The 23,920-nt window shown below is 61.9% G+C and carries 26 protein-coding genes, 2 tRNA genes and 1 other RNA gene; 13 read left to right on the top strand and 16 right to left on the bottom strand.

The window, feature by feature from the left end; all coding sequences use genetic code 11:
* Window position 1: 1 nt before the first annotated feature.
* Entirely contained in the window at window positions 2–472 is a 471-nt protein-coding gene (locus EA798_RS07545) for a hypothetical protein (RefSeq protein ID WP_106158338.1), read from the bottom strand.
* A 4-nt stretch (window positions 473–476) separates the two neighbouring features.
* Window positions 477–1,688 carry a pyridoxal phosphate-dependent aminotransferase gene (locus tag EA798_RS07550; protein WP_106158339.1) on the bottom strand — a complete coding sequence of 404 codons (1,212 nt, stop codon included), beginning with the start codon at window positions 1,686–1,688 and terminating at the stop codon, window positions 477–479.
* A gap of 190 nt (window positions 1,689–1,878) precedes the next feature.
* Here EA798_RS07550 and msrB point away from each other — a divergent pair, with 190 nt between their 5' ends.
* The 3 genes from msrB (at window position 1,879) to EA798_RS07565 (ending at window position 3,754) form a co-directional block, all read left to right on the top strand.
* On the top strand, window positions 1,879–2,277 hold the full coding sequence (gene msrB, locus EA798_RS07555; RefSeq protein WP_122098539.1) for a peptide-methionine (R)-S-oxide reductase MsrB: 399 nt from the start codon (window positions 1,879–1,881) through the stop codon (window positions 2,275–2,277).
* A gap of 28 nt (window positions 2,278–2,305) precedes the next feature.
* Window positions 2,306–2,788: a glutathione peroxidase gene (locus EA798_RS07560; protein WP_122098540.1), complete on the top strand. Its 483-nt coding sequence runs from the start codon at window positions 2,306–2,308 to the stop codon at window positions 2,786–2,788.
* Window positions 2,789–2,863: 75 nt separating this feature from the next.
* Window positions 2,864–3,754, top strand: a complete 891-nt coding sequence (locus tag EA798_RS07565; protein ID WP_122098541.1) for an ATP-binding protein — start codon at window positions 2,864–2,866, stop codon at window positions 3,752–3,754.
* Window positions 3,755–3,806: 52 nt separating this feature from the next.
* Here the strand turns inward: EA798_RS07565 and EA798_RS07570 are convergent, their stop codons facing one another.
* Window positions 3,807–4,484, bottom strand: coding sequence for a glutathione S-transferase family protein (locus EA798_RS07570; RefSeq protein WP_106158343.1), 678 nt, complete (start codon window positions 4,482–4,484; stop codon window positions 3,807–3,809).
* Window positions 4,485–4,540: 56 nt separating this feature from the next.
* Window positions 4,541–5,296, bottom strand: coding sequence for a hypothetical protein (locus EA798_RS07575; protein WP_106158344.1), 756 nt, complete (start codon window positions 5,294–5,296; stop codon window positions 4,541–4,543).
* A gap of 225 nt (window positions 5,297–5,521) precedes the next feature.
* Between EA798_RS07575 and EA798_RS07580 the strand changes: the two genes are divergently transcribed.
* Window positions 5,522–5,597 (top strand) — tRNA-Glu (locus tag EA798_RS07580).
* A gap of 5 nt (window positions 5,598–5,602) precedes the next feature.
* Window positions 5,603–5,678, top strand: a tRNA-Gly gene (locus EA798_RS07585).
* A 199-nt stretch (window positions 5,679–5,877) separates the two neighbouring features.
* Here the strand turns inward: EA798_RS07585 and EA798_RS07590 are convergent.
* Window positions 5,878–6,168, bottom strand: a complete 291-nt coding sequence (locus tag EA798_RS07590) for a metal-sensing transcriptional repressor (protein ID WP_106158345.1) — start codon at window positions 6,166–6,168, stop codon at window positions 5,878–5,880.
* 183 nt (window positions 6,169–6,351) lie between these two features.
* On the opposite strand from EA798_RS07590, the gene EA798_RS07595 reads away from it, so the two are divergent.
* From EA798_RS07595 to EA798_RS07610, 4 genes are read left to right on the top strand one after another with little or no spacing between them, the layout of a single operon-like run.
* Window positions 6,352–6,669 carry an ArsR/SmtB family transcription factor gene (locus tag EA798_RS07595; protein WP_122098542.1) on the top strand — a complete coding sequence of 106 codons (318 nt, stop codon included), beginning with the start codon at window positions 6,352–6,354 and terminating at the stop codon, window positions 6,667–6,669.
* Entirely contained in the window at window positions 6,666–7,100 is a 435-nt protein-coding gene (locus tag EA798_RS07600) for a YeeE/YedE family protein (RefSeq protein WP_122098543.1), read from the top strand. Before EA798_RS07595 ends, EA798_RS07600 begins: the two co-directional genes overlap by 4 nt.
* 2 nt (window positions 7,101–7,102) lie before the next feature.
* On the top strand, window positions 7,103–7,522 hold the full coding sequence (locus EA798_RS07605) for a YeeE/YedE family protein (protein WP_122098544.1): 420 nt from the start codon (window positions 7,103–7,105) through the stop codon (window positions 7,520–7,522).
* A 13-nt stretch (window positions 7,523–7,535) separates the two neighbouring features.
* Window positions 7,536–7,733, top strand: coding sequence for a YgaP family membrane protein (locus EA798_RS07610; RefSeq protein WP_106158349.1), 198 nt, complete (start codon window positions 7,536–7,538; stop codon window positions 7,731–7,733).
* A 68-nt stretch (window positions 7,734–7,801) separates the two neighbouring features.
* Here the strand turns inward: EA798_RS07610 and EA798_RS07615 are convergent, their stop codons facing one another.
* From EA798_RS07615 to EA798_RS07645, 7 genes are all read right to left on the bottom strand, one after another.
* Window positions 7,802–8,182 carry a rhodanese-like domain-containing protein gene (locus EA798_RS07615; protein ID WP_106158350.1) on the bottom strand — a complete coding sequence of 127 codons (381 nt, stop codon included), beginning with the start codon at window positions 8,180–8,182 and terminating at the stop codon, window positions 7,802–7,804.
* Window positions 8,179–9,957, bottom strand: coding sequence for a SulP family inorganic anion transporter (locus EA798_RS07620; RefSeq protein ID WP_122098545.1), 1,779 nt, complete (start codon window positions 9,955–9,957; stop codon window positions 8,179–8,181). The genes EA798_RS07615 and EA798_RS07620 overlap by 4 nt, the downstream gene beginning before the upstream one ends.
* Window positions 9,954–11,702, bottom strand: a complete 1,749-nt coding sequence (locus EA798_RS07625; protein WP_122098546.1) for a bifunctional protein tyrosine phosphatase family protein/NAD(P)/FAD-dependent oxidoreductase — start codon at window positions 11,700–11,702, stop codon at window positions 9,954–9,956. Before EA798_RS07625 ends, EA798_RS07620 begins: the two co-directional genes overlap by 4 nt.
* 21 nt (window positions 11,703–11,723) lie before the next feature.
* Window positions 11,724–12,587, bottom strand: coding sequence for an MBL fold metallo-hydrolase (locus tag EA798_RS07630; RefSeq protein WP_122098547.1), 864 nt, complete (start codon window positions 12,585–12,587; stop codon window positions 11,724–11,726).
* A gap of 174 nt (window positions 12,588–12,761) precedes the next feature.
* Window positions 12,762–13,490: an ABC transporter ATP-binding protein gene (locus EA798_RS07635; protein WP_122098548.1), complete on the bottom strand. Its 729-nt coding sequence runs from the start codon at window positions 13,488–13,490 to the stop codon at window positions 12,762–12,764.
* The gene (locus EA798_RS07640) at window positions 13,483–14,703 is read right to left on the bottom strand and encodes an ABC transporter permease (RefSeq protein ID WP_106158355.1); all 1,221 of its coding nucleotides are present in this window, start codon (window positions 14,701–14,703) and stop codon (window positions 13,483–13,485) included. The genes EA798_RS07635 and EA798_RS07640 overlap by 8 nt, the downstream gene beginning before the upstream one ends.
* Window positions 14,704–14,707: 4 nt before the next feature.
* Entirely contained in the window at window positions 14,708–15,892 is a 1,185-nt protein-coding gene (locus EA798_RS07645; protein ID WP_122098549.1) for an efflux RND transporter periplasmic adaptor subunit, read from the bottom strand.
* Between the two features lie 189 nt (window positions 15,893–16,081).
* On the opposite strand from EA798_RS07645, the gene EA798_RS07650 reads away from it, so the two are divergent.
* Entirely contained in the window at window positions 16,082–17,014 is a 933-nt protein-coding gene (locus EA798_RS07650; RefSeq protein WP_122098550.1) for a ZIP family metal transporter, read from the top strand.
* A gap of 14 nt (window positions 17,015–17,028) precedes the next feature.
* Here the strand turns inward: EA798_RS07650 and EA798_RS07655 are convergent, their stop codons facing one another.
* The 3 genes from EA798_RS07655 to EA798_RS07665 all read right to left on the bottom strand — a co-directional run bounded on the left by EA798_RS07655 (window position 17,029) and on the right by EA798_RS07665 (window position 19,681).
* Window positions 17,029–17,769: an OmpA/MotB family protein gene (locus EA798_RS07655; protein WP_122098551.1), complete on the bottom strand. Its 741-nt coding sequence runs from the start codon at window positions 17,767–17,769 to the stop codon at window positions 17,029–17,031.
* Window positions 17,766–18,581, bottom strand: coding sequence for a motility protein A (locus tag EA798_RS07660; RefSeq protein ID WP_106158359.1), 816 nt, complete (start codon window positions 18,579–18,581; stop codon window positions 17,766–17,768). The genes EA798_RS07655 and EA798_RS07660 overlap by 4 nt, the downstream gene beginning before the upstream one ends.
* 113 nt (window positions 18,582–18,694) lie before the next feature.
* Window positions 18,695–19,681, bottom strand: a complete 987-nt coding sequence (locus tag EA798_RS07665; RefSeq protein ID WP_122098552.1) for an NAD(P)/FAD-dependent oxidoreductase — start codon at window positions 19,679–19,681, stop codon at window positions 18,695–18,697.
* Window positions 19,682–19,988: 307 nt separating this feature from the next.
* Between EA798_RS07665 and ffs the strand changes: the two genes are divergently transcribed.
* The 3 genes from ffs (at window position 19,989) to efp (ending at window position 22,168) form a co-directional block, all read left to right on the top strand.
* An RNA gene (gene ffs, locus EA798_RS07670) (signal recognition particle sRNA small type) lies at window positions 19,989–20,085 on the top strand.
* Between the two features lie 223 nt (window positions 20,086–20,308).
* Window positions 20,309–21,463, top strand: a complete 1,155-nt coding sequence (earP, locus tag EA798_RS07675) for an elongation factor P maturation arginine rhamnosyltransferase EarP (protein WP_122098553.1) — start codon at window positions 20,309–20,311, stop codon at window positions 21,461–21,463.
* A gap of 138 nt (window positions 21,464–21,601) precedes the next feature.
* On the top strand, window positions 21,602–22,168 hold the full coding sequence (gene efp / locus EA798_RS07680) for an elongation factor P (protein WP_003280508.1): 567 nt from the start codon (window positions 21,602–21,604) through the stop codon (window positions 22,166–22,168).
* A gap of 104 nt (window positions 22,169–22,272) precedes the next feature.
* On the opposite strand, the gene EA798_RS07685 is transcribed toward efp, so the two are convergent.
* On the bottom strand, window positions 22,273–23,721 hold the full coding sequence (locus tag EA798_RS07685) for an SLC13 family permease (RefSeq protein ID WP_106158362.1): 1,449 nt from the start codon (window positions 23,719–23,721) through the stop codon (window positions 22,273–22,275).
* Window positions 23,722–23,920 lie beyond the last annotated feature (199 nt).

The raw sequence follows: 23,920 nt of genomic DNA on the forward strand, positions 1-23,920 counted from the left end.
GCTATGTCGTCTGTGCGGCAAGGCTGGAGTGCGAAGGTGAGTCGGGCTTGTTTTCGAACAGTAGCCGGGCCAGCTGGGCAATACGCTCGCCATGTCCGCCCTTCAGCGCATCGCGCAGCTGATGGGCAAGGCTGGCCTGGATGCGCAACACGCTGGGCGGCAGGCTGCGGTCGCCGGCGATGTATCCCGGTACGGCCCGCGTCAGGCGAATAAAGCCTTTTTCGGTGAGCACCGCCTGATCCAGAGCCTGAAACTGAATGGTGCTGTCGAAGCGTATATAACCTTCATCGGCCAGCCAGAGCAGTGCACCGAGGCAGCTCTGGTGGCGCTTGGTGGGAAGGCCGAACTCGTCGGGCTCTTCCCGGCCGATCAGATCCTCGACATATAGCGCAACCTTGCGCGGGAAGGCCTGGTAAAGCATTAGCAGGCCGGCTGCCGCATCCTTGTAGAAATCGTCGATCTGCAGGTCCATCGGCTTACTGCTGATAGGTCTTGAGGAAGTTGCCGATGCGGCCGATGGCCTGTTCCAGATCGTCCACGCGGGGCAGGGTGACCACGCGGAAGTGATCCGGCCACGGCCAGTTGAATGCCGTGCCCTGGACGATCAGCAGCTTCTCGGAAAGCAGCAGGTCAAGGACGAACTTCTCATCATTGTGGATGGGGCAGATCTTCGGGTCGATCCGCGGAAATGCGTAAAGCGCGCCCATTGGTTTGACGCAACTGACGCCCGGAATGTCGTTGAGCAGTTCCCAGGTGCGATTGCGCTGCTCGAGCAGGCGACCCGGTGGTAGCACCAGATCGTTGATGCTCTGATATCCACCCAGCGCGGTCTGGATCGCGTGCTGCGCCGGTACGTTGGCGCACAGGCGCATGTTGGCGAGGATATCCAGGCCTTCGATGTAGCTCTGCGCTTTGTGCTTCGGCCCCGAGATCGCTACCCAGCCAGAGCGGAAGCCAGCGACGCGATAGGACTTTGAAAGCCCGTTGAAGGTCAGGCAGAGTACGTCCGGGGCGAGAGAAGCGGTGGAAATGTGCACGGCGTCGTCGTAGAGGATCTTGTCGTAGATCTCGTCGGAAAACAGCACCAGCTTGTGCTGACGTGCCAGCTCCACCATGCCTTCGAGCACTTCTTTCGGGTAGACCGCGCCGGTCGGGTTGTTCGGGTTGATCAGCACCAGCGCTTTGGTGTTAGGCGTGATCTTGGCCTTGATGTCGGCCAGGTCCGGCCACCAGTTGGCCTGTTCGTCGCAGAGGTAATGCACCGGCTTGCCGCCGGCCAGACTCACCGCAGCCGTCCACAATGGGTAGTCCGGTGCAGGAATCAGCACTTCGTCGCCGTTGTTCAACAGCGCCTGCATGGACATCACGATCAGCTCGGACACGCCGTTGCCAAGATAGATGTCTTCGATGCTGACGCCTTCCACCTGCTTCTGCTGGTAGTACTGCATGATTGCCTTGCGGGCGCTGAACAGACCTTTCGAGTCGCTGTAGCCCTGGGCAGTAGGCAGATTGCGGATCACGTCCTGGAGGATCTCCTCCGGTGCTTCGAAACCGAACGGCGCCGGGTTGCCGATGTTCAGCTTGAGGATGCGATGGCCTTCCTCTTCCAGGCGTTTGGCGTGCTTGAGCACGGGCCCACGGATGTCGTAACAGACATTGGCGAGCTTGTTCGATTTGCTGACCTGCATGATCCTGAGTGTCCCGAAGTGAAAACGCGCCAGTTCCGGAAATGGCTGGTCACGTTTGGCATGAACCCGGGCGCCTTGGCAGTCGGAAACCCCGCTGCCAGACTAGGCGTCGAAGAGGGACGCATGATACGTGCGCCCCGACCACCGGAAAAGGTACAGATCGGCCTTTTTTGAGCTGAGGAGTGTATCGATGGAAAAGTTGGAAAAACCGCTCGATGTCTGGCGCGAGGAGCTCTCCGACGAACAGTTCCAGATCTGTCGGTTGGGCGCCACCGAGCGACCCTTCACCGGCAAGTACAACGACACCAGGACACCGGGAATCTACCATTGCGCCTGCTGCGACGAGCCGCTGTTCGATGCCGACGCGAAGTTCGATTCCGGCTGTGGCTGGCCCAGCTATTTTCAGCCGGTGAGCGCTACGGCCATCGCCAGCCTGGATGATTTCAGCCACGGCATGCACCGGATCGAGGTGAGATGTGCGCGTTGCGATGCTCATCTTGGTCATGTGTTTCCGGATGGCCCGCAGCCGACCGGATTGCGCTACTGCATCAATTCTGCCTCTCTCAATTTGAAGCCGCGCGAGGCCTGAGTGCCTTGTCGGTCGCAAGGAGCCGCGCATGCACGATCCATTGCTGGACATTCCCTGCGTCACCATCGAGGGAGAAACGAAGACGCTGGCGGACTTCGGCGCCAAGGTACTGCTGGTCGTGAACACCGCCAGTCAATGCGGCTTCACTCCGCAGTACAAGGGGCTGGAGGAACTGTGGCAGCGTTACGGCGAGCGCGGGCTGGTGGTGCTCGGCTTTCCTTGCAATCAGTTCGGTCGGCAGGAACCGGACGGTGAGCAAGAGATTGCGGCATTCTGCGAGCGACGCTTCGGAGTCTCCTTTCCGCTGTTCGGCAAGGTCGAGGTCAATGGCAGTGACGCCCATCCCCTGTTCATTGAACTGAAGAAGCGGGCGCCTGGCTTGCTGGGTAGCAAGGCGATCAAGTGGAATTTCACCAAGTTTCTCATCACCGATCAGGGAAAGACGGTCCGGCGCTATGCCTCACGCACCGCACCGCAGGCGCTGGCGGAGGAGATCGAAGCGCTGCTCTGATGCTGGGGGTTGAAGCGAGTCGTTCTGCCTGTTCGGCCCGGTCATGCCGGGCCTTTTCGTTTCCGGGAGTAAGCAATGGATGTCGAGTTGAAAGCCTTTCTGCGGCGCGCCGAGGATTTGTTGGCGCGCATAGAGCCGCTGTTGCCATCCCAGCCGCCGAGCATTGATTGGGAGCATACGCTGGCCGCACGTTGGCAACGTGATGCACGCAGTGGCCATCTGGCGCCGTTGCAGGTCAGCCTGGATATGCAGCTGGGGGATCTGATCGGTATTGATCGGCAACGCGATCTGCTCGCGGCGAACACACGTCAGTTCGTCGATGGGCTGCCGGCCAACCATGTGCTGCTCTGGGGGGCTCGTGGTACCGGAAAGTCCTCGCTGATCCGTGCCCTGTTGGCCGGGTACGCCGAGAGCGGGCTGCGTCTGATCGAAATCGAGCGCGACCATCTGGCCGATCTGCCGCGGGTGGTGGAGCAGCTGGCAGGGCTGCAACAGGCGTTCGTATTGTTCTGTGACGATCTGTCGTTTGAGGCAGGTGAAGGTGACTATCGGGTGCTCAAGAGCGTGCTCGACGGATCGCTGGAGCGTGCGCCAGAGAATGTCCTGCTATATGCCACTTCCAATCGGCGGCACCTGGTGCCCGAGCGTCAGAGCGACAACGAAAATTGGCAGATGGTCGATGGTGAGCTGCATCCGAACGAGGCGGTGGAAGACAAGATTGCCTTGTCCGATCGTTTCGGGCTGTGGCTGTCGTTCTATCCGTTCACGCAGCAGCACTACCTCAGCGTGGTGCGCCACTGGATCGATTCGCTGGCACGTAAGGCACAGTTGCAGTGGAGCTGGGATGAGGCGCTGGAGAAGGATGCGATTTGCTGGGCCAGCGGGCGGGGCAATCGTAATGGCCGTTGCGCCTACCAGTACGCGCGTCAATGGGTAGGCAAACGTCTGCTGCAAGGGCAGGGCTGATGTCGCCGGCCCGCTGCTCCAGAGCAACGGGCCGTGTTGTGCTGCTGGCCTATCAGGCTGTGACGGGCTTGCCCATTTCCTTCAGCTTGGCATTCATGCGCTGCTCGTCCGGCAGCAGGCTGGCGACCGAAGGCAATGCCAGCATCCGTGCGTGGTGGGCGGCCAGGTTGGGCCAGCGTTGTGCGTCGAGCTGTTCACCACCATGGGCCATGTTGATCAGTTGGCAGGTGACCGCGATGTCAGCCATTGAAAGACTGTCGCCAACGAAGAACTGCTGCTGACCGAGTTGCCCCTCCAGATAATCGAAGTGTGACGGGAGCTTTTCCTGCACGGCGGCTTGCACGGCCTCTTCGTTGCACGGATGGCCGGAGGTCGGCTTGAGGATGCGGTTACGGAAAACGGTAAAGGTGGTCAGTGGTGCCAGTTCGTAGTCTGCGTATTTTTCCAACCAGCGTACGCGTCCACGCTCTTGCGCATTCTCGCCGTAAAGGCCTGCCGTTTCGGGATAGGCTTCCTCGAGGTACTGACAGATGACGCTCGAGTCAGCGAGGGTGCAGTCACCATCTTTGAGCGCAGGGATACGGCCGAGGGGATTGATCTCCAGATACCACTGCGGTGGTGTAAACGGCATAACCGTTTCGAGCCGGTATTCGAGCCCTTTTTCGAGCAGGCAAAGGCGCACTTTACGCACGAATGGCGAGAGGGGGACGCCAAACACGGTCATTGTCATACTGTTCTCCGTGGCGGGTTATTGCTGGTTCGATCTCGTCGACAGGCCTCTGCCCGTCAGTACACGTTTTTCTTCTTCCAGAGATCTTCGTCATCGAATGCTTTCATGCCTTCCGCCAGCTCGCTTGGTTCGTCTGCTTTCGGACGCTCATGGTTCAGTACCAGCGCGTTGGAGTGTTCCAGCAGCGCTTCCAGCTGTTTGAGCTGAGCCTGGTAAGCAGCCGGTGCGGGTTGCCGACGGATATGCTGGATGCCCCGCTCGAAGGCAAGGCGCGCACGCTGGGGCTGGTTCTGTTGCAGCGCGAGTCGGCCCAGTCCGGCGAAGTACTCGATATGCAATATCGCCAGCATGCGCTGGATGTCCTGTACCCAGTGTTTGGCCTCGGTCTGCTTTAGCAGCCCTTCCTTGGCAGCACGCACGATCTGTGCGTGGAGATCTTCCAGCATGAAGCGGCTTTCCTTGGCCTGAGCTTCGGTCAGTATCTGGCGTGGTGGATTGCTTACCTGGATGGCTTCGCCTTTTGCAGCCTCGCTGCGAAGCGTCTGGATGCGCGCGCTCAGTTTGTCATTGCTTTTGTCCAGCGGCTGCAGGCGCTCGCTGAGGTTCAGCTCGAGACGTGTAAGCAGCAGTTTGAGCGCGGGCGTCATCATCTGGCCCGGCAGGCCGTCGGAGAGGTCGGCGCACCGACGGCAGCGATCAGAGAGGTCTGCACGCTTGCGCGCTTTTTCCAGATTGCTCTTTTCAACGATCTGAATGGTGTAGACGATGCTGACCAGTAGAAACACACCGGCCAGGATCAATCCTGTGATCATAAGTGGAGACACTAACCGCACCTCTCGAGCCGCTGGCTTTTGGCCTGAGTGTAGTGGCTCGGCGATTGGGCTGATAGCTCTGCTTGCCGTTTGGTGGGGGTGCAAAAAAATTTTCAAACTACGCTTGACGAGGTTCAGGCGGCTCCATAGAATGCGCGCCACTTGCAGCGTGAAGCACTAAGCAGAGCGCTGGAAGCCGGAATGAAGCTGAAGTTTCCGGGCAGCGTCCCCTTCGTCTAGTGGCCTAGGACACCGCCCTTTCACGGCGGTAACAGGGGTTCGAGTCCCCTAGGGGACGCCATATTTGCGGGAATAGCTCAGTTGGTAGAGCACGACCTTGCCAAGGTCGGGGTCGCGAGTTCGAGTCTCGTTTCCCGCTCCAAATTCTCTTCAAGCCTTCCATGAGGCGATGAAGAACGAAAAAGCGACGTTAGGGTCGCTTTTTTCGTTTCTGCCGGTGCATAGGGAAGTGTTGGTGGAATTGCCATTGGCGCGGCCATCGGGACGGCCTCGACCAAAGCCGCCCAGCGCATGATCCTTCCGTGGCAGCCGTATCGTTCGCCTGGCCTGATCCACTGATTTCAGGTGTATTTGGTGAAAATGCTGCGCACTCTGGCCAGAGTCTCGCCGGTATCCTGAGCCTGGTCGTGCAAAGCCTCCTCGATCAGGCAGGTCAGCATCAGTCGATATGCCTTGTCCAATGCGCTACGAGCAGCGGAGAACTGCTGGGCGATCGCTTCGCAATCCTCCCCGCGCTTGATCATTGCCTGAATACCGCGCACCTGCCCCTCGACCCTCGCGAGCCGTTTCAGCATGGCCTGCTGTTGATGCTGCAGGTCTGCAGGTTCGCTGGGCGTGGTCTGGTCATTCATGCGGCTACCTCTACATCACTGGGAGGGGAGGTGACGATGCTCCAGGACTGGAGCGTCGGCCTCCTATACGGGTAGGGGCATGCTATCGATGCCGAAGTCCGCGGCCAACATCTTTCGGTGGGCTCTTGCATAACAATATATAAATAAATATATTGTATTTGTCTTAATCATTTTTCCGCGGCCATGACTCCCGAACTGGATATCGATCAACTGCGAGCCAACGCTGCTTCGGCTGGGGCTTTGCTGAAAGCGCTGGCAAACCCTGACCGGCTGTTGCTGCTTTGTCAGCTGTCGCAGGGCGAACGGAACGTCACCGAGCTGGAGCAGCTCCTCGGCATCCAGCAGCCGACCCTTTCGCAGCAGCTTGCGGTGTTGCGGCGTGAGGGGCTTGTCGCTACACGGCGTGAAGGCAAGCAGATCTATTACCGGATCAGCAGTTCAGAGGCGCTCGCCGTGATCACCACCCTGTATCAGCTGTTTTGCGAGAGAGGGCAGCAATGACTATCGATTGGGGCAACTTCACACCCTGGACAGCGCTTGCCGGCGGCGTACTGATCGGCGCGGCGGCGAGCCTTTTCATCCTACTCAATGGCCGCATCGCCGGCATCAGTGGCCTGCTGGCCAGCCTTCTGGATCGGGGCGCCGAAGGACGTGGCGAAAAGCTGATATTCCTTCTAGGCGTGCTGCTCGCTCCGTTGCTCTGGATGCTGTTTGGTGCCTTGCCGGTTATGGAGTTTCAGTCCGGTTGGATCGGGTTGGTGGTGGCAGGGTTGCTGGTTGGTATCGGCACGCGCTACGGCTCCGGCTGTACCAGCGGTCACGGCGTCTGTGGAATCTCGCGGCTATCGCCACGCTCGATCGTCGCGACCTTGATGTTCATGGCGGCGGGCTTTGTGACCGTCTTTGTCCTGCGTCATCTGTTGGGAGGATGAACATGCGCAAACTGGCTTCGTTTATCGCCGGACTGCTGTTTGGTCTGGGATTGTTGCTCTCAGGGATGGCCAACCCTGCCAAGGTGATCGGTTTTCTCGATCTCGCTGGTGCTTGGGATCCTTCGCTTGTGCTGGTCATGGCGGGCGCCATCGGCACGGCGCTGGTGCCGTTCACCTGGGCCAGGAAGCGGGATCGCTCGTTGCTGGATGCTCCGATGCAATTGCCCAGCAAGCGTGAGCTCGATGGGCGGCTCATCGGCGGCAGCCTGCTATTCGGGGTGGGCTGGGGTATCGCCGGCATCTGTCCGGGGCCAGCAGTCGCTGTGCTGCTGAGTGGTCACTGGCAGGTGGTGCTTTTCGTCATCGCCATGCTTGGCGGGATGCTGTTGTTCTCTGCGCTGGAACGCCGGCGCGTTTGCTGACCGGGAGGTCATTATGAAAGCCAACGTTGGAACCATTGATCGGACACTACGTATCGTCGTCGGTCTGGCACTCATAGGCCTGAGCCTGGCGGGGGTAATCGGCGCGTGGGGCTGGATTGGCCTGCTGCCCCTGGCCACTGGCATCTTCCGCTTCTGCCCGGCTTATACGCTGCTTGGTATCAAGACCTGCAAGGCGTGCTCCAAGTCTTGAGTGTCAGTAGCGCACAAATACAAAAGGCCGACAGCGATGTCGGCCTTTTTTGTGGCTTGGCGAATGGCTCAGTCGAAACTCGGCAGGCTGGGCTTGATGGCCGGCTTGCCTGCTGCCACCCAGGCATCAAAGCCACCGGCAATGGATTTAACGCTCAGGTAGCCCATTTCCTGTAGCGACGCCGCGGCTAGAGCGGCGCGGCCACTGGTCTTGCAGTAGAGCACGATGTGCAGGTCGCGAGCGCTCAGTTCCGGCGCGCCGCTGAGTTTGAACTCCAGCACGCCACGCGGAATGTTCAGCGCACCCTCGATATGCCCCTCGCGAAACTCGTCTGGCTCGCGTACATCAATCAGTACGTCCGCAGCCTGGATCGCGGATTCGGCTTCGCTCATCGATATCTCCTGGATTCCGGTGCGGGCCTGTTCGACTAGATCATGGGCGCTTTTCATCCTGCGTTCTCCTTCATGCTGGAAAGATGATCACGCTGTCGTTCGACGGCGTGATGGGTGGTCTGCGGGTCCAAAGAGAGCAACGCTTCGTACTGGCTGAGGAACACCTGGCCGCCGAAGTGCTCGAGGAAGTCGCTGCGGCGCAGCCGATCCATCACCGGTCCTTTGACCTCGGACAGATGCAGCTGGACGCCGGCAGCGTGAAGGCGGGCGGTGATGGCTTCGAGACTTTCCAATGCGCTGGCATCGATCAGGTTTACGCCTGGACACATCAGCACCAGATGCTCGGCCTGCGGGTAGCGACCGACCAGTTCGGCAATGCGATCTTCGAGAAAACGCGCATTGGGGAAATACAGGCTTTCATCCACGCGCACCGACAGTACCTTCGGGCTCTGCACGACGGCGAAACGTTCGATATTGCGGAAGTGCTCGCTGCCGGGCAGCTGGCCAACCACGGCGACATGTGGCTGGCTGGTGCGCCAGAGAAACAGCAGCAGCGACAGCCCCACACCGAGGATGATGCCGCTTTCCACCCCCACCAGCAGCACACCAAGCATCGTTGCAGCCATCGCTGCGGCGTCCTGGCGGGAATAGCGCCACGTGCGCCGCAGCGCGGCAAGGTCCACCAGGCTGAGCACTGCCACGATGATGGTTGCGGCCAGGACGGCATGGGGCAGGTTATGAAACAGCGGTGTGAAGAACAGTACGGTAAGGCCAATACCGGCGGCGGTCAGAGCGCCGGCCAGAGGGGTCTGGGCGCCAGCGTCGAAATTGACCACCGAGCGGGCGAAACCGCCAGTTACCGGAAAGCCACCGCTGAGCGCCGCGGCGACATTGGCGCCACCGAGCGCGACCAGCTCCTGATTGGGTTCGATACGCTCACGGCGTTTGGCCGCCAGAGTCTGGGCGACCGATACCGACTCGACGAATCCGACCAGGCTGATCAGCACGGCCGCCGGCAAGAGCTGTATGGCCAGCGCCAGATCCAGCGATGGCAGGCCGAGGGACGGCAGCCCCCGGGGCACCTCTCCGACCACTCGAACACCCAGCTCGGCAAGTTGAAACACGCCGACTGCGGCGATGGCTAGAAGCAGTGCGGCGACCGGGCCGGTCTTGCTCAGGGTGGCCGCCATGCGTGGGGTCATGCCCAGGCCTTGCAGCCACTTGGCGAGGTGGCCGCGGACCAGATAGAGAAACACCAGACTGGTGAGGCCGATCGCAAGGGTCGGCAGGTGCGTTTGTGGCAAGCCAGCGATCAGGCCTGCAGTGAGCTCAAGCGCATTTTCGCCGCCAACGGAAATACCTAGAATGTGCTTCAGCTGTCCGAGAGCGATGAGAATTCCCGACGCGCTGATGAACCCGGAAATCACCGGATGGCTGAGAAAGTTCGCCAGAAAGCCCAGTCGCAACACGGCCATGATCACCAGTACGGCCCCGGACAGCATCGCCAAGAGCATGGCCGCGCCGACATATTCCGCGCTGCCAGCGGTAAACAATGGGCCCAGTGCCGCGGCGGTCATCAGCGAGACCACCGCCACCGGGCCAACGGCCAGGGTACGGCTGGTGCCGAAGAGGGTATAGGCAATCAGCGGCAACATGCTGGCGTACAGGCCGGTCACCGGAGGCAGGCCGGCGAGCATGGCGTAAGCCAGGCTTTGCGGGATCAGCATCAGCGTCACGATCAGCGCCGCCAGGCTGTCCTTGGCTGCGGCCGCACGATCGTAATGCTTCGCCCATTCCAGGCATGGCAGCAAGCGGGCCAGCCGTTTCATCATCCCTTCTTCTCTTGGGTGAAGTTGCAGGCGTTAGGCGCATCAGCCGGTCGTGGCTCGAAGTCAAGGTGCTTAGGCTCTGCCAGCCATTCATGCCCCTTCAGCATCATGTCGAAGTAGATTGAGGGCATCCATTGCGTCTTCAGCCGCCAGGCGAGCCGTCTGGGCACCCGTGGATCGAGTGGGAAGGTCGGAAGCAGCTTCCCGCCGTAGCCGAACTCGGCCAGGATTACCTTGCCGCGCTCCACGGTCAGCGGGCAGGAACCATAGCCGTCATAGATCGCTCGCGGGCCCTTGCCGCCAAGCACGCTGAGGACGTTCTCCGCCACAACCGGCGCCTGTTTGCGGACCGCGGCGGCGGTCTTGGCGTTTGGCGCAGAGCAGACATCGCCCAGGCTGAAGATATTGCCGAAGCGCGGATGGCGAAGCGTTTCATGCTCGGCTTCGAACCAGCCATCGGCGTTGCTGAGTCCGCTATGGCGAATGAAGTCCGGCGCATGCTGTGGTGGGACCACGTGTAACAGATCGAACTCGCGCTCCTCGGTACGGCTACGGCCATCACTGTCGACGACGTTGAAGCTGGCCTTGCGCGCCGGGCCGTCGATCGCCGTCAGGCGATTGTTGAACTGGAGCTGTGCTCCGTAGCGTTCAACGTAGCTCATCAGTCCGGGCACGAAATCCGCTACGCCAAACAGCACGGCACCTGCCGAACAGAAGTCCACCTGGATATCTTTCAGCACACCCTGCCGGAGCCAGTGGTCGCATGACAGATACATGGCTTTCTGCGGCGCTCCGGCACATTTGATTGGCATCGGAGGCTGGGTGAACAGTGCCTTGCCGTGCCGCAGACCCTGTACCAGTTGCCAGGTGTAGGGTGCCAGCTCGAACGCGTAATTGGAGGTCACACCGTATTTGCCGAGGCTCTCGCGGGCGCCTTCGATGGCATCCCAGTCGAGGCTCAGGCCCGGGCAGACCACCAGTGCTCGATAACCGATGCGGCTGCCGTCCTCGAGCACGATCTGTTGATGTTCTGGCTCAAAGGCTTCGGCTGCTGCGCGGATCCACTGCGCTTTGGCCGGAATGCAGCGTTTCATTGCGCGTTCGGTGTTGGCGCGGTCGAACACACCGGCTCCCACCAGCGTCCAGCCGGGCTGGTAATAATGTTGGTCGCGCGGCTCGATGATCGCGATGCGCAGATCGGGATCACGCTTGAGCAGGCTGGCAGTCACGGCGCAGCCGGCGGCGCCACCGCCAATCACCAGTACGTCGTACCGCGGTGTGACCGCTAATTTTCCAGCAGCCTGTAGCGGTTGGTCAGTCGTCGATTGCCAATACTGTTCCAACCGAGGCAGCAGGCCGCTGAGGTCGTAGTTCGCCTGCTGAGCGGTCTCAACCAGCACCTGAGGATCGAGGTGGTGCGCTTCGGCCAGCGCCCACAGCGAGGCCGAGCGGGTTCCAGTTCGGCAGAACGCCAGGGCGGGGCCTTTGACTCGCTCCAGCAGCGAGCGAAATGCGGCGACATCGGCATCGCTGATCTGCCCCGATACGACAGGCAGGTGGTGGTACTCCAGTCCTGAGGCTTCGGCCGCGGCACGCATGATCGCGCTGGCAGGTTGCCCTTCATCCTCATTGTCAGGACGGTTGTTGATGACACAGCGAAAACCGCTGGCTGCCAGCTGCGCCATATCCGCCGGTTGCAGTTGAGCGGCGACAGAGATGAAAGGGGTCAGTCGTTTTATTGTTTGCATGTCGACGGCCTCCACTCGTAGCTACAGCACATCCAATGGGATTTTCAGGTAACGGGTGCCGTTGCCCTCAGGCTTGGGTAGCTCGCCGCCGCGCATGTTGATCTGGACCGAGGGCAGGATAAGCGTGGGCATGCCCAACGTGGCATCGCGTGCGGTGCGCATGGCGACGAACTCTTCTTCCGTGATGCCAGCGCCAACGTGGACGTTGTGCTCGCGCTCGGCAGCAATGGTGGTTTCGTAGAGAAACTCGTCGCGACCGGGGGCCTTGTAGTCGTGGCACATGAACACCCGGGTCTCGCCTGGCAGGGTGAACAGCTTCTGGATCGACTGATACAGCGTGCGCGCGTCGCCGCCGGGAAAGTCGCACCGGGCGGTGCCGTAATCGGGCATGAACAGCGTGTCGCCGACGAACGCGGCGTCGCCTATCACATAGGTCATGCAGGCTGGGGTGTGTCCCGGTGTATGGATGGCGCGCCCCTGTACGTTGCCGACCTGAAAGGTGTCGCCGTCGTGGAACAGATGATCGAACTGGCGGCCGTCCGTGGCGAAGTCGCTACCGGCATTGAACAGCTTGCCGAAGGTGTCCTGCACTACTGTGATCCGGTCGCCGATCGCCAGCCGACCACCTAATTGCTGCTTCAGGTACGGGGCCGCGCTCAGATGGTCGGCATGCACGTGGGTTTCCAGCAGCCATTGCACCGTTAGCCCCTGGGCGCGCACATAGTCAACGAGACGCTGAGCCGTGGCGTGCGAAGTGCGGCCTGAGGCCGGGTCGTAATCCAGCACCGAATCGATCACTGCACACTGCCGGGTTACCGGATCGCTGACTACATAGCTGTAGGTGAAGGTTGCTGGATCGAAAAAGGCTTCAACATGGGCGTTCATCGTGTGTTCCTTATCCATTCTGCATACCGGTAGGGGTATCTGCGTGAGGGTGATCTTAGTCCTGAATTAGGTTATATGCTTAGATTTAATAGTTATTATCCGTTGGACAGCGATGCGCGTCCGTTGGAAACGCGGGATTGGCCGGCGCTGAAGAACGCGCCGGCACCGGTACCCTCAGCGACTCGACGGGTTGGCTTCGTCGCTGACGACAAGGCCGTCGACCAGTTGAATGGTCCTGGCACAATCCGCTGCAAGGCGCGGATCGTGAGTCACTACCAGCACCGCACAGCCGAACTGCGCGTTGATCCGGTGGAAAAGCTCGAACACGCTTTGTGCAGTACGAGTGTCGAGATTGCCGGTCGGCTCGTCAGCCAGCAGCAGGGGAGGACGGGTCACCAGCGCACGGGCGATGGCGACCCGCTGTTGCTGGCCGCCGGAAATCTGCGTGGGTTTCTTGTCGGCGAAGGCGCTAAGGCCAACCTCGTCAAGCAGCCCTCGCGCCAGTTCGATATCGGCAGACGAAGGTTTGCCGTGCCGGATCATCAGCGGCATCAGGACGTTTTCCAGGACGCTGAAGGCCGAAATCAGGTGGTGAAACTGGAACACGAAGCCGATCACCTGATTGCGCAGCCGGGTGCGGGCCTCATCATCACTGTCGCGCGTGGCCTGGCCGAGCAAATACAGTTCGCCCGAGCTCGGTGCATCGAGCAGGCCGATCAGATTGAGCAGCGTACTTTTACCGGAACCGGATGGGCCGATCAGTGCCGCCAGTTCGCCGCGACACAGCGACAGGTCGATACCGTGCAAAACTTCGGTTTCCAGTGGCGTACCGACATTGAATGCCTTGCGGACCTGGTCCAGGCGCAGGACTTCGCCTGCGCGCTTGATTGTGGGTTCAGACATAGCGGATCGCCACCGCCGGATCGTAGCGTGCCGCGCGCCGCGCCGGCATCGCCGCCGCGAGGACGCCGGTGATTGTCGCGACCAGCATTGCCAGCGGTACCAGCGTCGGATCGACGGGGATTTCGAACAGGCGTGGCCCGAACAGATTGAATACCTGAACCAGGCCCCAGCCGACCCCGCCGCCGCAGGCCGAGCCGAGCAGCCCGAGCAGCCCGCCTTGCAGCAGGAAGACGCGCAGGATCTGCCCGCGCGGACTGCCCATCGCGCGCAGGATGCCGATTTCCCGGGTGCGCTGGACAACGCTTACGGCAAGCACGCTGGCGATGCCGAAGGCGACCGAGATGCCGACGAACACACGAATCATCTCAGTGGTCATGCTTTGTGAACTCAGCGCGTTGAGCAGCTGGCCATTGGTTTCCATCCAGCTTTCCGCGCGTAATCCGGTGAGCCGAGCCAGGCGCCTCGCGATGCGGTCTGCTTCGAAAATCTCGGCGACCGTGGTATCGATCACCGTGATGCCGCCCGGCAGATCGAGCAACGTTTGCGCCTGCTTCAGATCCAGATAGACGTAGCGTGCATCCAGCTCACGCACGCCCAGCTCGAAGATGCCGGCGACGTCCACCACCGCTTCCCGGCCTTCGCCAGCGTCCAGGCGCAGCTTGTCGCCGATACCCAGGCCAAGATCGCGCGCCAGCTCCTTGCCGATAACCGCATTGCCGGCACCGACGACGAAGCGCCCGGCGATCAGATCATTGGCCAGCGGGATGATGCGCTGATAGCGCGGCGGATCGATGCCGAGCAGCGCAACCGACGCCCGGGCCACGCCGCGGCGGGCGATTGCCGGGCCACTGATGACTGGCGACACGGCCAGGATCTGTGTGTCCTGATCGAGCACGTCGCGAATGTCCTGCCAATTGATGATCGAGCGCAGACGCTGTGCCCGCGGGCTTTCCAGTACGAGCGACCAGCTGACCTCATCGGCGGGCAGAATGCGGTTGACTTCGTCCGGCGGCAGGATGCGGATATGCGCCTGGGTGCCGAGGGTCCGCTCGATCACGTTGGCCTGCAACCCGGTGATCAGCGCGGTGATGAACACGATAACGGCTGAGCCTACCGCGATGCCGAAGGTGATCAGTAGGGTCTGCATGCGGTTGTCCAGCAGAAAGCGCAGGGCGATCTTCCATTCGGTCCACAGCGAGTCGGCCAGGCGCATTCCGTCAGTCCTGAATGCCGTGAGGCATCGGCTGTTCCAGCACGCGTACGCGCTGACCTTCCTCGGCATCGCCGATCAACACCAGATCGCCCGTAGCCAGCCCCTCGACGACTTCGCTCAGCGCCGTGCCGAGCAAGCCCAGGCGCACGTTTACCCGTTCGACGATCCCCTCGCGGATCCGTAGTACCTGAGCGCGCAGGCCGTCGCGCGCACGCAGCGCATCGTTGGGCAGCACCAGGGCCTGCTCGCGGCGGCCGGTCTCGATGTTCACCGACACGGTCATGCCCTGGCGCAGAAAGTCGGCGGGCTCCTCAAGGTCAAGATGAACATCGATGGTGCCACGGGCGGTATCGACGCTTGGCGCGATGAAGCTGACCCGCGCCGGCATCACGCGCTCCGGGTAGGCGTCGGCAATGATCTTCGCAGCCTGTCCCAGCGCGATCGGCGCCAGATTCTTCTCGTCCAGGGGCAAGAGGATTTCGTTGCTGGCCGAGCGGGCGATTGTCAGCAGGGTTCGGCCCGGCTGTACCAGGTCGCCCGGCTCGACGTCACGTGTCTGGACGATGCCGGCGACCTGCGCATGAATACGGGTTTTCGCCAGCGTGGCGCGGGCCGCTTCCAGTCGCTGCCGCAACACCTGCTCCTCGCTGCCACCCTCGGCCAGGGCTGCGGCGGCGAAGCGGGCGCGGTCACGGATCACGCGGGCGGTGAGCTCCGCCCGGCGCGCCTGCTCCAGTGGCTCGGATGCCAGCAGTTTGCGTTCGAAGAGTGTTTCGCGACGCTTCAGTTCGCGACTTGCCTGTTCGAGGTTGTGTTGTGCTTCGCGCAGGGTCGCCTGCGCCTGCGGGCGGGTGGAGTCGATCAGCTGTTGCAGGGCCGCTTCGGCCTCGCGCAGACGGGCGCGCTGTTCATCGTCGCGTAGCTCGAGCAGCAGGTCGCCAGCCTCTACCGCGTCACCCTCACGCACATGGCGAGCTGCGATGACGCCGGTGATTTCGCTGCCGACCTGGGCCAGCGACTGGCTGTCCACCTCGCCGCTGGCGACCACGCGCTGTACCAGTGGGCGTGTCTCCAGGCGGTAACCGGGGAGTTCCGGTCCTTGTAATTGACGCCAGATGAGCCAGCCGCCGAGCAGCAGGGCCACGCTGATGAACAAAAGCGCGCGACGAATGGATTTTGCGGCGGGCACGAGGTACCACTCCTAAATGCGGCCTCTTCGGGCCATCGAACGCGTCAAGCTTACGGTCATACCCGCGGGGGTACAACGCAGGTGTTGGGGGCCGCCCATCATGCGATGGCCTGTACCTATCATGACCATAGGCTCTGGGAAGCGGCGCAGCGGAGTACACTGGGCTCCCGCATCAAGGATTCTGAAATCATGGCGTCCACCGTCCAAAGCCCGGCGGCCACTCTGCGTGCCGCCTGGATCGCGCAGGCGCAAGCCAACCCCTGGATCACCTTCGGTCTTGCGGCTACGGCAGTAGCGGTGCTGCTACTGCTGGTGGCGGGGACCGCGAACGCCTTGCAAAGCGGCGAGTCGGCCAATGTTCGCTATGCGCTGCTGGGTGGTACTGCAGGCTTCGTGGCGACGGCGCTTGGTGCTTTTCTGGCTATCGGCCTGCGGGGTATCTCCACGCGTACCCAGGACAGCATGCTCGGTTTTGCGGCGGGGATGATGCTTGCAGCCAGTGCCTTCTCGCTGATCCTGCCGGGGATCGAGGCCGGGCGCGAGCTGTTCGGCAACGGCCCGGCTGCGGCGCTGACCGTCGTTGTGGGGCTCGGCCTCGGCGTGTTGCTGATGCTCGGTCTGGATTACTTCACCCCGCACGAGCATGAAAGCACCGGGCCGTGCGGGCCCGAGTGCGAACGGCTCAACCGCGTGTGGCTGTTCGTGCTTGCGATTGCGCTGCACAACATTCCCGAAGGCATGGCCATCGGCGTGAGCTTTGCCAATGGCGACCTGAGCGTCGGCCTGCCGTTGACCACCGCCATCTCGATTCAGGACATTCCCGAAGGGCTGGCCGTTGCGCTGGCGTTGCGCACCACGGGTCTGTCAGCCCTGGGGTCGGTGCTGGTCGCGGCGGCATCGGGGCTGATGGAGCCGCTCGGTGCGCTGGTGGGCATCGGCATCTCCAGCGGCTTTGCAATTGCCTATCCGATCAGCCTTGGCCTGGCGGCGGGTGCCATGATCTTCGTCGTGTCCCACGAGGTGATCCCGGAAACGCACCGCAACGGGCACCAGACGCCAGCCACGCTGGGCCTGATGATGGGTTTTGCGGTGATGATGTTCCTCGATACGGCGCTTGGCTGATCGGATGGCGGCAGTCAGGGTTGATCCGGCTCGGTCTGCATGATCAACTCGACGCGCCGGTTGCTGGCGCGCCCGCGCTCGTCGCCGTTGTCGGCGATAGGGCGTGTATCGGCGTAGCCGGTCGCACTCAAGCGCGTCGCCTCGATACCGGCCAGCTGCAGATAGCGCACCACGCTGCTGGCGCGGCTGGCCGAAAGCTCCCAGTTGGACGGAAAGCGTTCGGTCAGGATCGGCAGGTTGTCGGTGTGGCCTTCGACGACGATGCGGTAACGATTGGCGGCGAGCGTCGGGACCAGCTGGTCGATCACGTCCAACCCTGCATCTTCCAACTCTGCGCGACCGGAGCCGAAGAGCAGTTCGCTGCTGATACGAAAGCTGATACTGCCTTCGTTGACGATTACCTCGATATCGTCGCCCAGCGCCATGTCTGACTTGGGGTCGCTGTCGTCAATCTCGTCAGTCTCGGTCTCGACTGGTGGCAGCGGCACGGGCGCGATCGTGGGAATCGGCGACGCCGACATATCCAGTCCGACGCTCGGTCCGCTTGCCGCCTGCAGCGCTGTCGAATCGACGATCGCCTGTTCGTTCTGCTTGCCGTCGCCTTTGCCGGCCATCGCCAGCATGATGACCAGCATCACCAGCAGCAGCGTGAGCATGTCGAGGTAGGTGATCAGCCAGGCTTCCTGCTCCTCTTCGCGCTGCGGTTCGATATGCCATTTGGAGAAGCGGCTGCCGTGGGACGTCTGGCCATTCACGGTCGTTCTTCCTGCGGCTTGCCAGGCGGCGCGGCGGGGATGCCATCGCGAATCTCGTCGTCATGATGGGCGATGAAGGATTTGAGCGTTTCGCGCATGTAGGCCGGGCTGCGGCGGTTGCACATCATCGAGATGCCCTGCATTACCAGGTTCATCAATGCCACGCGCTGTTCGGTGCGCCGCTCGAGCTTCACGGCGACCGGCTTGAGAATCAGGTTGGCCAGCAGCACGCCGTAAAAGGTCGTCATCAGTGCCACGGCCAGGCTGCGGCCGATCAGGTCCATGTCGCCGCTGCCAAGCATGAACATCAGGTTGATCAGCCCGACCAGCGTGCCGATCATGCCGAAGGCCGGGGCATAGCTGGCCATCGCGCGGAACAGCTGCGCCTCGGCATTTTCCCTGGCGCGAAGGCGCGCGATGCGCCATTGCAAGACCTCCAGAATGTCCTCTTCCGGCGTGTTGTCGATCACCAGCTGCACCCCGGTGCGCAGAAACGGGTTGCTGACTTTTTCCACGGCCTTTTCGACGGCCACCAGATCGCCGCTGATCCACAGCCGTGATATCTGCACCAGCTCGTCGAGATCCTGGCGGGTATACAGGCGTTCGTTACGCAGCACGGTCCAGAGCAGGCCGAATACCCGGGTGACTTCGCGCAGCGGATAGCTGATGAAGGTCGCCGCCAGAGTGCCCACCAGCACGATGCCGAGGCTTGGCAGGTCGATGAACAGTGCCGGCTCCTTGGCTGCGAAAAGCAGGACGACTGCCAGCAGGCCGATGCTCGCAAGGATGCCAATCAGGGTCGAGGGATTCATCGAGGCTCCGCTGCAAGGAGGGTCGTACGGGAAGCGCGCGATGATAACAGCTGACCGGAAGCGGGCGGCTGACCTGGGTCAGGGCAGGGCCAGCCGCTCAAAGCGTGGGGCGGTTAGAGATTCTCCAGCAGTCGGCGCGCCGCTTCCTGCCCGCTTAGCCAGGCGCCTTCGACGCGGCCGGACAGACACCAGTCGCCACAGGCATAAATTCCCAGTGTGGCATCGGCCAGGGCGTTCCATTCATGGGCTTGCGCTGGTCTGGCATACAGCCAGCGATGCGCCAGGGTGAATTCCGGAGCCGGTACCACGCAATCGATCAGTTCGGCGAACGCGCCATGCAGCCGCTCGATGACCGCCTCCTTGGACAGGTCCAGATGCTGGCGGCTCCAGCTACTGGTGCCGTGTAGCACCCAGGTATCAAGCTCGCCGTTGCGGCCGGGCTTGCTGCGGTTGCGGGCGATCCAGTCCAGTGCATCGTCCTGAACGAAGCATCCTTCAAGCGTGGTATTGAGTGGCGTCGCAAAGCCGAGCGCGACGGCCCAGGTTGGCTCCATGGCAACGCTCGCCGCCACTGCTGCCAGCTTTGGCGCACTTGCCAGCAGTGCGGCTGCCTGCGGCGCCGGAGCGGCGATGATGACCTGGCTGAACGGACCATGACTGGCGCCGGTGGCATCCACCAGCGTCCAGAACCGCTCGCCACGAAACACCTCGGTGATACGGCAACTGAACGTCACCGGCAACGCGCCAAGCAGGCCGCGGGTGATCGAACTCATGGCCGGCGTGCCGACCCAGCGCAGTTGCTCATCGGCGGAGGGAGTCAGTTGCCCATTTCGAAACTGATACATGCCCGGCGACCACTGGTCGACCCAGCCTTCGGTCTGCCACTGGCGCACGGCTTCGCCGAAGCGGCGATCCCTGGCGGTGAAGTACTGAGCGCCCAGATCGAGCGAGCCCGCATCGCTGCGTTTGCTCGCCATGCGGCCGCCGCTGCCACGGCTCTTGTCGAACAAATGTACTGCCTGCCCGGCATCGTGAAGCGTACGCGCGGCGGAGAGCCCCGCAATGCCGGTTCCGATGATGGCGATTGGAGCCTTGCTCATGATTACCTCGTGTGCTGTTGCCATCGACTGCACAGCGATTGCCATGCAGCATGGTTTCATGACAAGCGTTCGATAGCGCTTGAGCCTGCTCATCCTCGAACAGACGCCGGCCTTTGGCTAGAGGCTTTCGACGCAATGCACAACGTGATTTGGCGCTTTTTCCAGTTACTGACCGGCGGTAAAGAGTCGCGGGTCACGGAGCAATCGGTCGCTGCAATGCGCTGCTTGTAGTCGGTGGTTGTAAGTTGCTGATAAGCCGGTACAATGGCGCCGCTCGCCGCCAGGCGGGTTTTGTTATGGTGGGCCCTGCCGGTCCCCTCGCAACGATCAGCCGTGAACCCGGTCAGGCCCGGAAGGGAGCAGCCGCAGCGGTGACATTGTGTGCCGGGGTGTGGCTGGTAGGGTTCACCTCCATAACGACAGTTGTTTCCCCTCTTTCTGTTTGTCTGACTTCGCTGACCTTCGCGGGCTCGGGCGTATTCGCACGTCTGGCTTTTAGCGAGCAGGCCGCAATGCTCCGTTGGAAGCCTTGCTGTGCTGCAGGCAAGCCCGTCATCTGGCGCAACCTTGTATCCTGCGCGATCTATCCATTGCACCAAGTGCCGGTTTTTTTCGAGGAGCATAGGTTTGTCTGTCAAAGCGAAGTGGGACATCTTCTGCGCCGTCGTGGATAACTTCGGCGACATCGGCGTTACCTGGCGGCTGGCTCGCCAGCTCGTCGCCGAGCATGGGCAGCCGGTGCGGTTATGGGTGGATGACCTGGAGACCTTTGCGCGGCTCTGTCCGGCTGCCAGTGCCCATGACCAGCAGCAGACTATTGATGGGGTAGAGGTCAGGCACTGGTCGAAAACGTGGCCAGGCGCGGAGCCCGCCGATGTAGTGATCGAGGCGTTCGCCTGCAACCTGCCACAGGCCTATATCAATGCGATGGCAGCCAGTGGCCGGCGTGTACTCTGGTTGAATCTCGAGTACCTGAGCGCTGAAGACTGGATCATCGGTTGCCACGCGCTGCCGTCGCTGCAGGCCAACGGGCTGCAGAAGTATTTCTTCTTTCCCGGTTTCGAGGCCGATACCGGTGGTCTTATCCGCGAATCCGATCTCATGCAGCGCCGCGCCAGATTCCAGGCTGACCCCCTGCAGCAGGCCGAGTTTCTCGCCGCCCTCGGTGTCGAGAGGCAGCCCGAAGCGCGGCTGCTTTCGTTGTTCGCTTATGAAAATCCTGCCGTGGCTGGCTGGCTGGATGCGCTTGCTGGCGATACACGCCTGAACCAGTTGCTGGTGCCGGAGGGGCGTGTGCTGGGCGATGTGGCAGCCTGGCTCGGCATGCCGAGCGTACAGGCGGGGGACCACTATCAGCGTGGCAGCCTGCAGATCTCCATCGTGCCGTTCATGACCCAGGACGAATACGACCTGTTGCTATGGAGCTGCGATTTCAACGCCGTGCGGGGTGAAGAGTCCTTCATTCGCGCCCAATGGGCCGGCCGTCCTTTGGTGTGGCACATCTATCCGCAGGAAGACGACGCGCACTGGGACAAGCTCAATGCGTTCCTCGACCTGTACGTGCATGGTTTGCCGCCGGCGGCCGAACAAGCGCTGCGTGGCTTCTGGCGTGCGTGGAATGCTGGAGAGGGCGCCGGCGACGCGTGGAGCGTTCTTCTGAGCGAGTATCCCGCGTTGCTCGGGCGCGCCGAAGGCTGGACGCATGAGCAGGTGGCCAATGGTGATCTGGCCGGCAAGCTGGTGTTCTTCTACGCGGATTGGTTGAGAGCGGTCCACGGTTAGTTCGTTGCTGTGCATCGCTTTGCGAAACACCGCTGACCCTGCGTCACCTCGCGCAGCAACGCGGCTTGCGACAGAACGGGAACAGCCCCTATGATACGCGGCCTGTTTTTTGTCTCTAATTCCCTTCGGATATTTCGTATGAAAACCGCACAAGAGTTCCGTGCCGGCCAGGTGGCCATCATCAACGGCGCACCCTGGGTCATCCAGAAAGCCGAGTTCAACAAGTCCGGTCGTAACAGTGCCGTGGTCAAGATGAAGCTGAAGAACCTGCTCAACGGTTCGGCTACCGAGACCGTCTACAAGGCCGACGACAAGCTGGAGCCGGTCATCCTCGAGCGCAAGGAAGTGACCTATTCCTACTTCGCTGACCCGCTGTACGTGTTCATGGACGACGAGTTCAACCAGTACGAAATCGAAAAAGATGACCTCGAAGGCGTGATGACCTTCATCGAAGACGGCATGACCGATGTCTGCGAAGCCGTTTTCTACAACGACAAGGTGATCTCGGTTGAACTGCCGACCACCATCGTCCGTGAGATCGTCTACACCGAGCCGTCCGTACGTGGCGATACTTCGGGCAAGGTGATGAAGACTGCCCGCCTGAAGAACGGTGCCGAGCTGCAGGTTTCCGCCTTCTGCGAAATCGGCGACTCGATCGAAATCGACACCCGTACCGGCGAGTACAAGTCCCGCGTCAAGGCCTGATAGGTCTCGCAGACTTCTCGTAGAAAAGCCCGGCCTAGTGCCGGGCTTTTTGCGTTCTGGCCCCGCGCTGCTGGCGCAGGGCCTTCGACTCCTCGCGGTATCAGTCAACTCGCCCAGATCAGTCCGACCAGGCCGTAGCAAAGCAGGGTCACCAGTGCGACGCCGAACAGGTTGATCGCAAAGCCTGCCTTGATCATCGACTGGATGTGCATCTGGCCGGTACCGAAGACAATGGCGTTGGGCGGTGTTGCCACCGGCATCATGAAGGCGCAGCTGGCGGCAATGGCCGCGGGGATCGCGAGCATCTCAGGCGACAGGCCCTGGGCCACGGCCAGCGCGCCCAGCAGCGGCAGGAAGGCGGCGGCCGTTGCGGTATTGGATGTGATCTCGGTGAGGAAGGTGATTACCAGTGCCACCAGGCCGATCATCAGGATCAGCGGCAGGGCGCCAAATCCGCCGAGGCTCTGCGCGATCCACTCGGCGAGGCCGGAAGCGCCGATCACACCGGCCAGCGACAGGCCGCCGCCGAACAGCAGCAACACGCCCCAGGGCGCCTTGTTGGCCTGCTCCCAGTCCATCAGGAATACGCGTTGGCGCAGATCTACCGGGATGAGGAACAGCGACAGGGCGGCGGCCATGGCGATGCTGGTGTCGTTCACGCCATTGACGTGCTCGGCCAGCAGCGGTTGAAAAATCCAGGCCAGGGCGGCGAGGCTGAACACCACCGCGACCATCTTCTCGGCCTTGCTCATCGGGCCGAGTGCAGCCATTTCCTTTTCCAGCATGGCACGGCTGTCGCCGCCCGATAGCGTGAAGCCGCCGCGGGTCAGCCACCACCAGATGAACAGCAACATGCCGAGGCTTACCGGCAGGCCCAGCAGCATCCACTGGCCGAAGCCGATGTGCACGTCGTAGTTCTCGCGCAGGAAAGCCGCCAGCAGTGCGTTCGGTGGCGTGCCGATCAGTGTGGCGATGCCGCCGACGCTCGCCGCATAGGCGATGCCGAGCAACAGCGCGATAGCGAAGCGCTCGCCGTCGCGCTTGTCGCTACCGGCCACCAGCAGGCTGATCACCGACAAGCCGATCGGCAGCATCATGATGCTGGTCGCCGTATTACTGACCCACATGCTGATGAACGCGGTAGCGATCATGAAGCCCGCGATCTGCCGGCTGGGCGCGCTGCCCACCGCCAGCAGCGTCGCCAGGGCGATGCGCTTGTGCAGATTCCAGCGCTGCATCGCCAGCCCAAGCAGGAAGCCTCCAAGAAACAGGAAGATGGTCGGGTTGGCGTACGGCGCCGTCGCTTTGGCCAGTGTATCGATGCCGAGTACGGGAATGAGCAGGATCGGCAGCAATGACGTGGCCGGGATCGGTATCGCCTCGGTCGACCACCACACCGCCATCAGCGCAGCCATGCCAACGGTCAGCCAGGCAGTGCGCGAAAGGTCTGCCGGCGGCTCGGTGAGAATGCACAGCAGCAGAAGCAGTGGGCCGAGAAACAGGCCGATGGAGGCGGCGATGGCGGCCCCCTTGTTCTGGGGCGAATCGGACATGCAGCGTTTCCTCTGGGTAAGCGACTCGGCTGCGAGAGGGCGTAGGGAACCCGAGTCAAAACGTCGCAGATTCTAACAGCGATTAGTTAGCTCGCGAATTAATCGTTTTTCTGACTATTAGCCAGCTACGCAGCGTAGCAGTCGGTCGGACAGGCATCGCCTTGCCCGACGTGGTTGGACTGTTCGCTGAAAGAGGGTG

The sequence above is a fragment of the Pseudomonas songnenensis genome (assembly GCF_003696315.1).
GTDB lineage: Bacteria > Pseudomonadota > Gammaproteobacteria > Pseudomonadales > Pseudomonadaceae > Stutzerimonas > Stutzerimonas songnenensis.

Coding starts and splice junctions, on each gene's coding strand:
- EA798_RS07545 (WP_106158338.1), bottom strand. CDS start 472: ATGGACCTGCAGATCGACGATTTCTACAAGGATGCGGCAGCCGGCCTG.
- EA798_RS07550 (WP_106158339.1), bottom strand. CDS start 1,688: ATGCAGGTCAGCAAATCGAACAAGCTCGCCAATGTCTGTTACGACATC.
- msrB (WP_122098539.1), top strand. CDS start 1,879: ATGGAAAAGTTGGAAAAACCGCTCGATGTCTGGCGCGAGGAGCTCTCC.
- EA798_RS07560 (WP_122098540.1), top strand. CDS start 2,306: ATGCACGATCCATTGCTGGACATTCCCTGCGTCACCATCGAGGGAGAA.
- EA798_RS07565 (WP_122098541.1), top strand. CDS start 2,864: ATGGATGTCGAGTTGAAAGCCTTTCTGCGGCGCGCCGAGGATTTGTTG.
- EA798_RS07570 (WP_106158343.1), bottom strand. CDS start 4,484: ATGACAATGACCGTGTTTGGCGTCCCCCTCTCGCCATTCGTGCGTAAA.
- EA798_RS07575 (WP_106158344.1), bottom strand. CDS start 5,296: ATGATCACAGGATTGATCCTGGCCGGTGTGTTTCTACTGGTCAGCATC.
- EA798_RS07590 (WP_106158345.1), bottom strand. CDS start 6,168: ATGAATGACCAGACCACGCCCAGCGAACCTGCAGACCTGCAGCATCAA.
- EA798_RS07595 (WP_122098542.1), top strand. CDS start 6,352: ATGACTCCCGAACTGGATATCGATCAACTGCGAGCCAACGCTGCTTCG.
- EA798_RS07600 (WP_122098543.1), top strand. CDS start 6,666: ATGACTATCGATTGGGGCAACTTCACACCCTGGACAGCGCTTGCCGGC.
- EA798_RS07605 (WP_122098544.1), top strand. CDS start 7,103: ATGCGCAAACTGGCTTCGTTTATCGCCGGACTGCTGTTTGGTCTGGGA.
- EA798_RS07610 (WP_106158349.1), top strand. CDS start 7,536: ATGAAAGCCAACGTTGGAACCATTGATCGGACACTACGTATCGTCGTC.
- EA798_RS07615 (WP_106158350.1), bottom strand. CDS start 8,182: ATGAAAAGCGCCCATGATCTAGTCGAACAGGCCCGCACCGGAATCCAG.
- EA798_RS07620 (WP_122098545.1), bottom strand. CDS start 9,957: ATGATGAAACGGCTGGCCCGCTTGCTGCCATGCCTGGAATGGGCGAAG.
- EA798_RS07625 (WP_122098546.1), bottom strand. CDS start 11,702: ATGCAAACAATAAAACGACTGACCCCTTTCATCTCTGTCGCCGCTCAA.
- EA798_RS07630 (WP_122098547.1), bottom strand. CDS start 12,587: ATGAACGCCCATGTTGAAGCCTTTTTCGATCCAGCAACCTTCACCTAC.
- EA798_RS07635 (WP_122098548.1), bottom strand. CDS start 13,490: ATGTCTGAACCCACAATCAAGCGCGCAGGCGAAGTCCTGCGCCTGGAC.
- EA798_RS07640 (WP_106158355.1), bottom strand. CDS start 14,703: ATGCGCCTGGCCGACTCGCTGTGGACCGAATGGAAGATCGCCCTGCGC.
- EA798_RS07650 (WP_122098550.1), top strand. CDS start 16,082: ATGGCGTCCACCGTCCAAAGCCCGGCGGCCACTCTGCGTGCCGCCTGG.
- EA798_RS07660 (WP_106158359.1), bottom strand. CDS start 18,581: ATGAATCCCTCGACCCTGATTGGCATCCTTGCGAGCATCGGCCTGCTG.
- EA798_RS07665 (WP_122098552.1), bottom strand. CDS start 19,681: ATGAGCAAGGCTCCAATCGCCATCATCGGAACCGGCATTGCGGGGCTC.
- efp (WP_003280508.1), top strand. CDS start 21,602: ATGAAAACCGCACAAGAGTTCCGTGCCGGCCAGGTGGCCATCATCAAC.
- EA798_RS07685 (WP_106158362.1), bottom strand. CDS start 23,721: ATGTCCGATTCGCCCCAGAACAAGGGGGCCGCCATCGCCGCCTCCATC.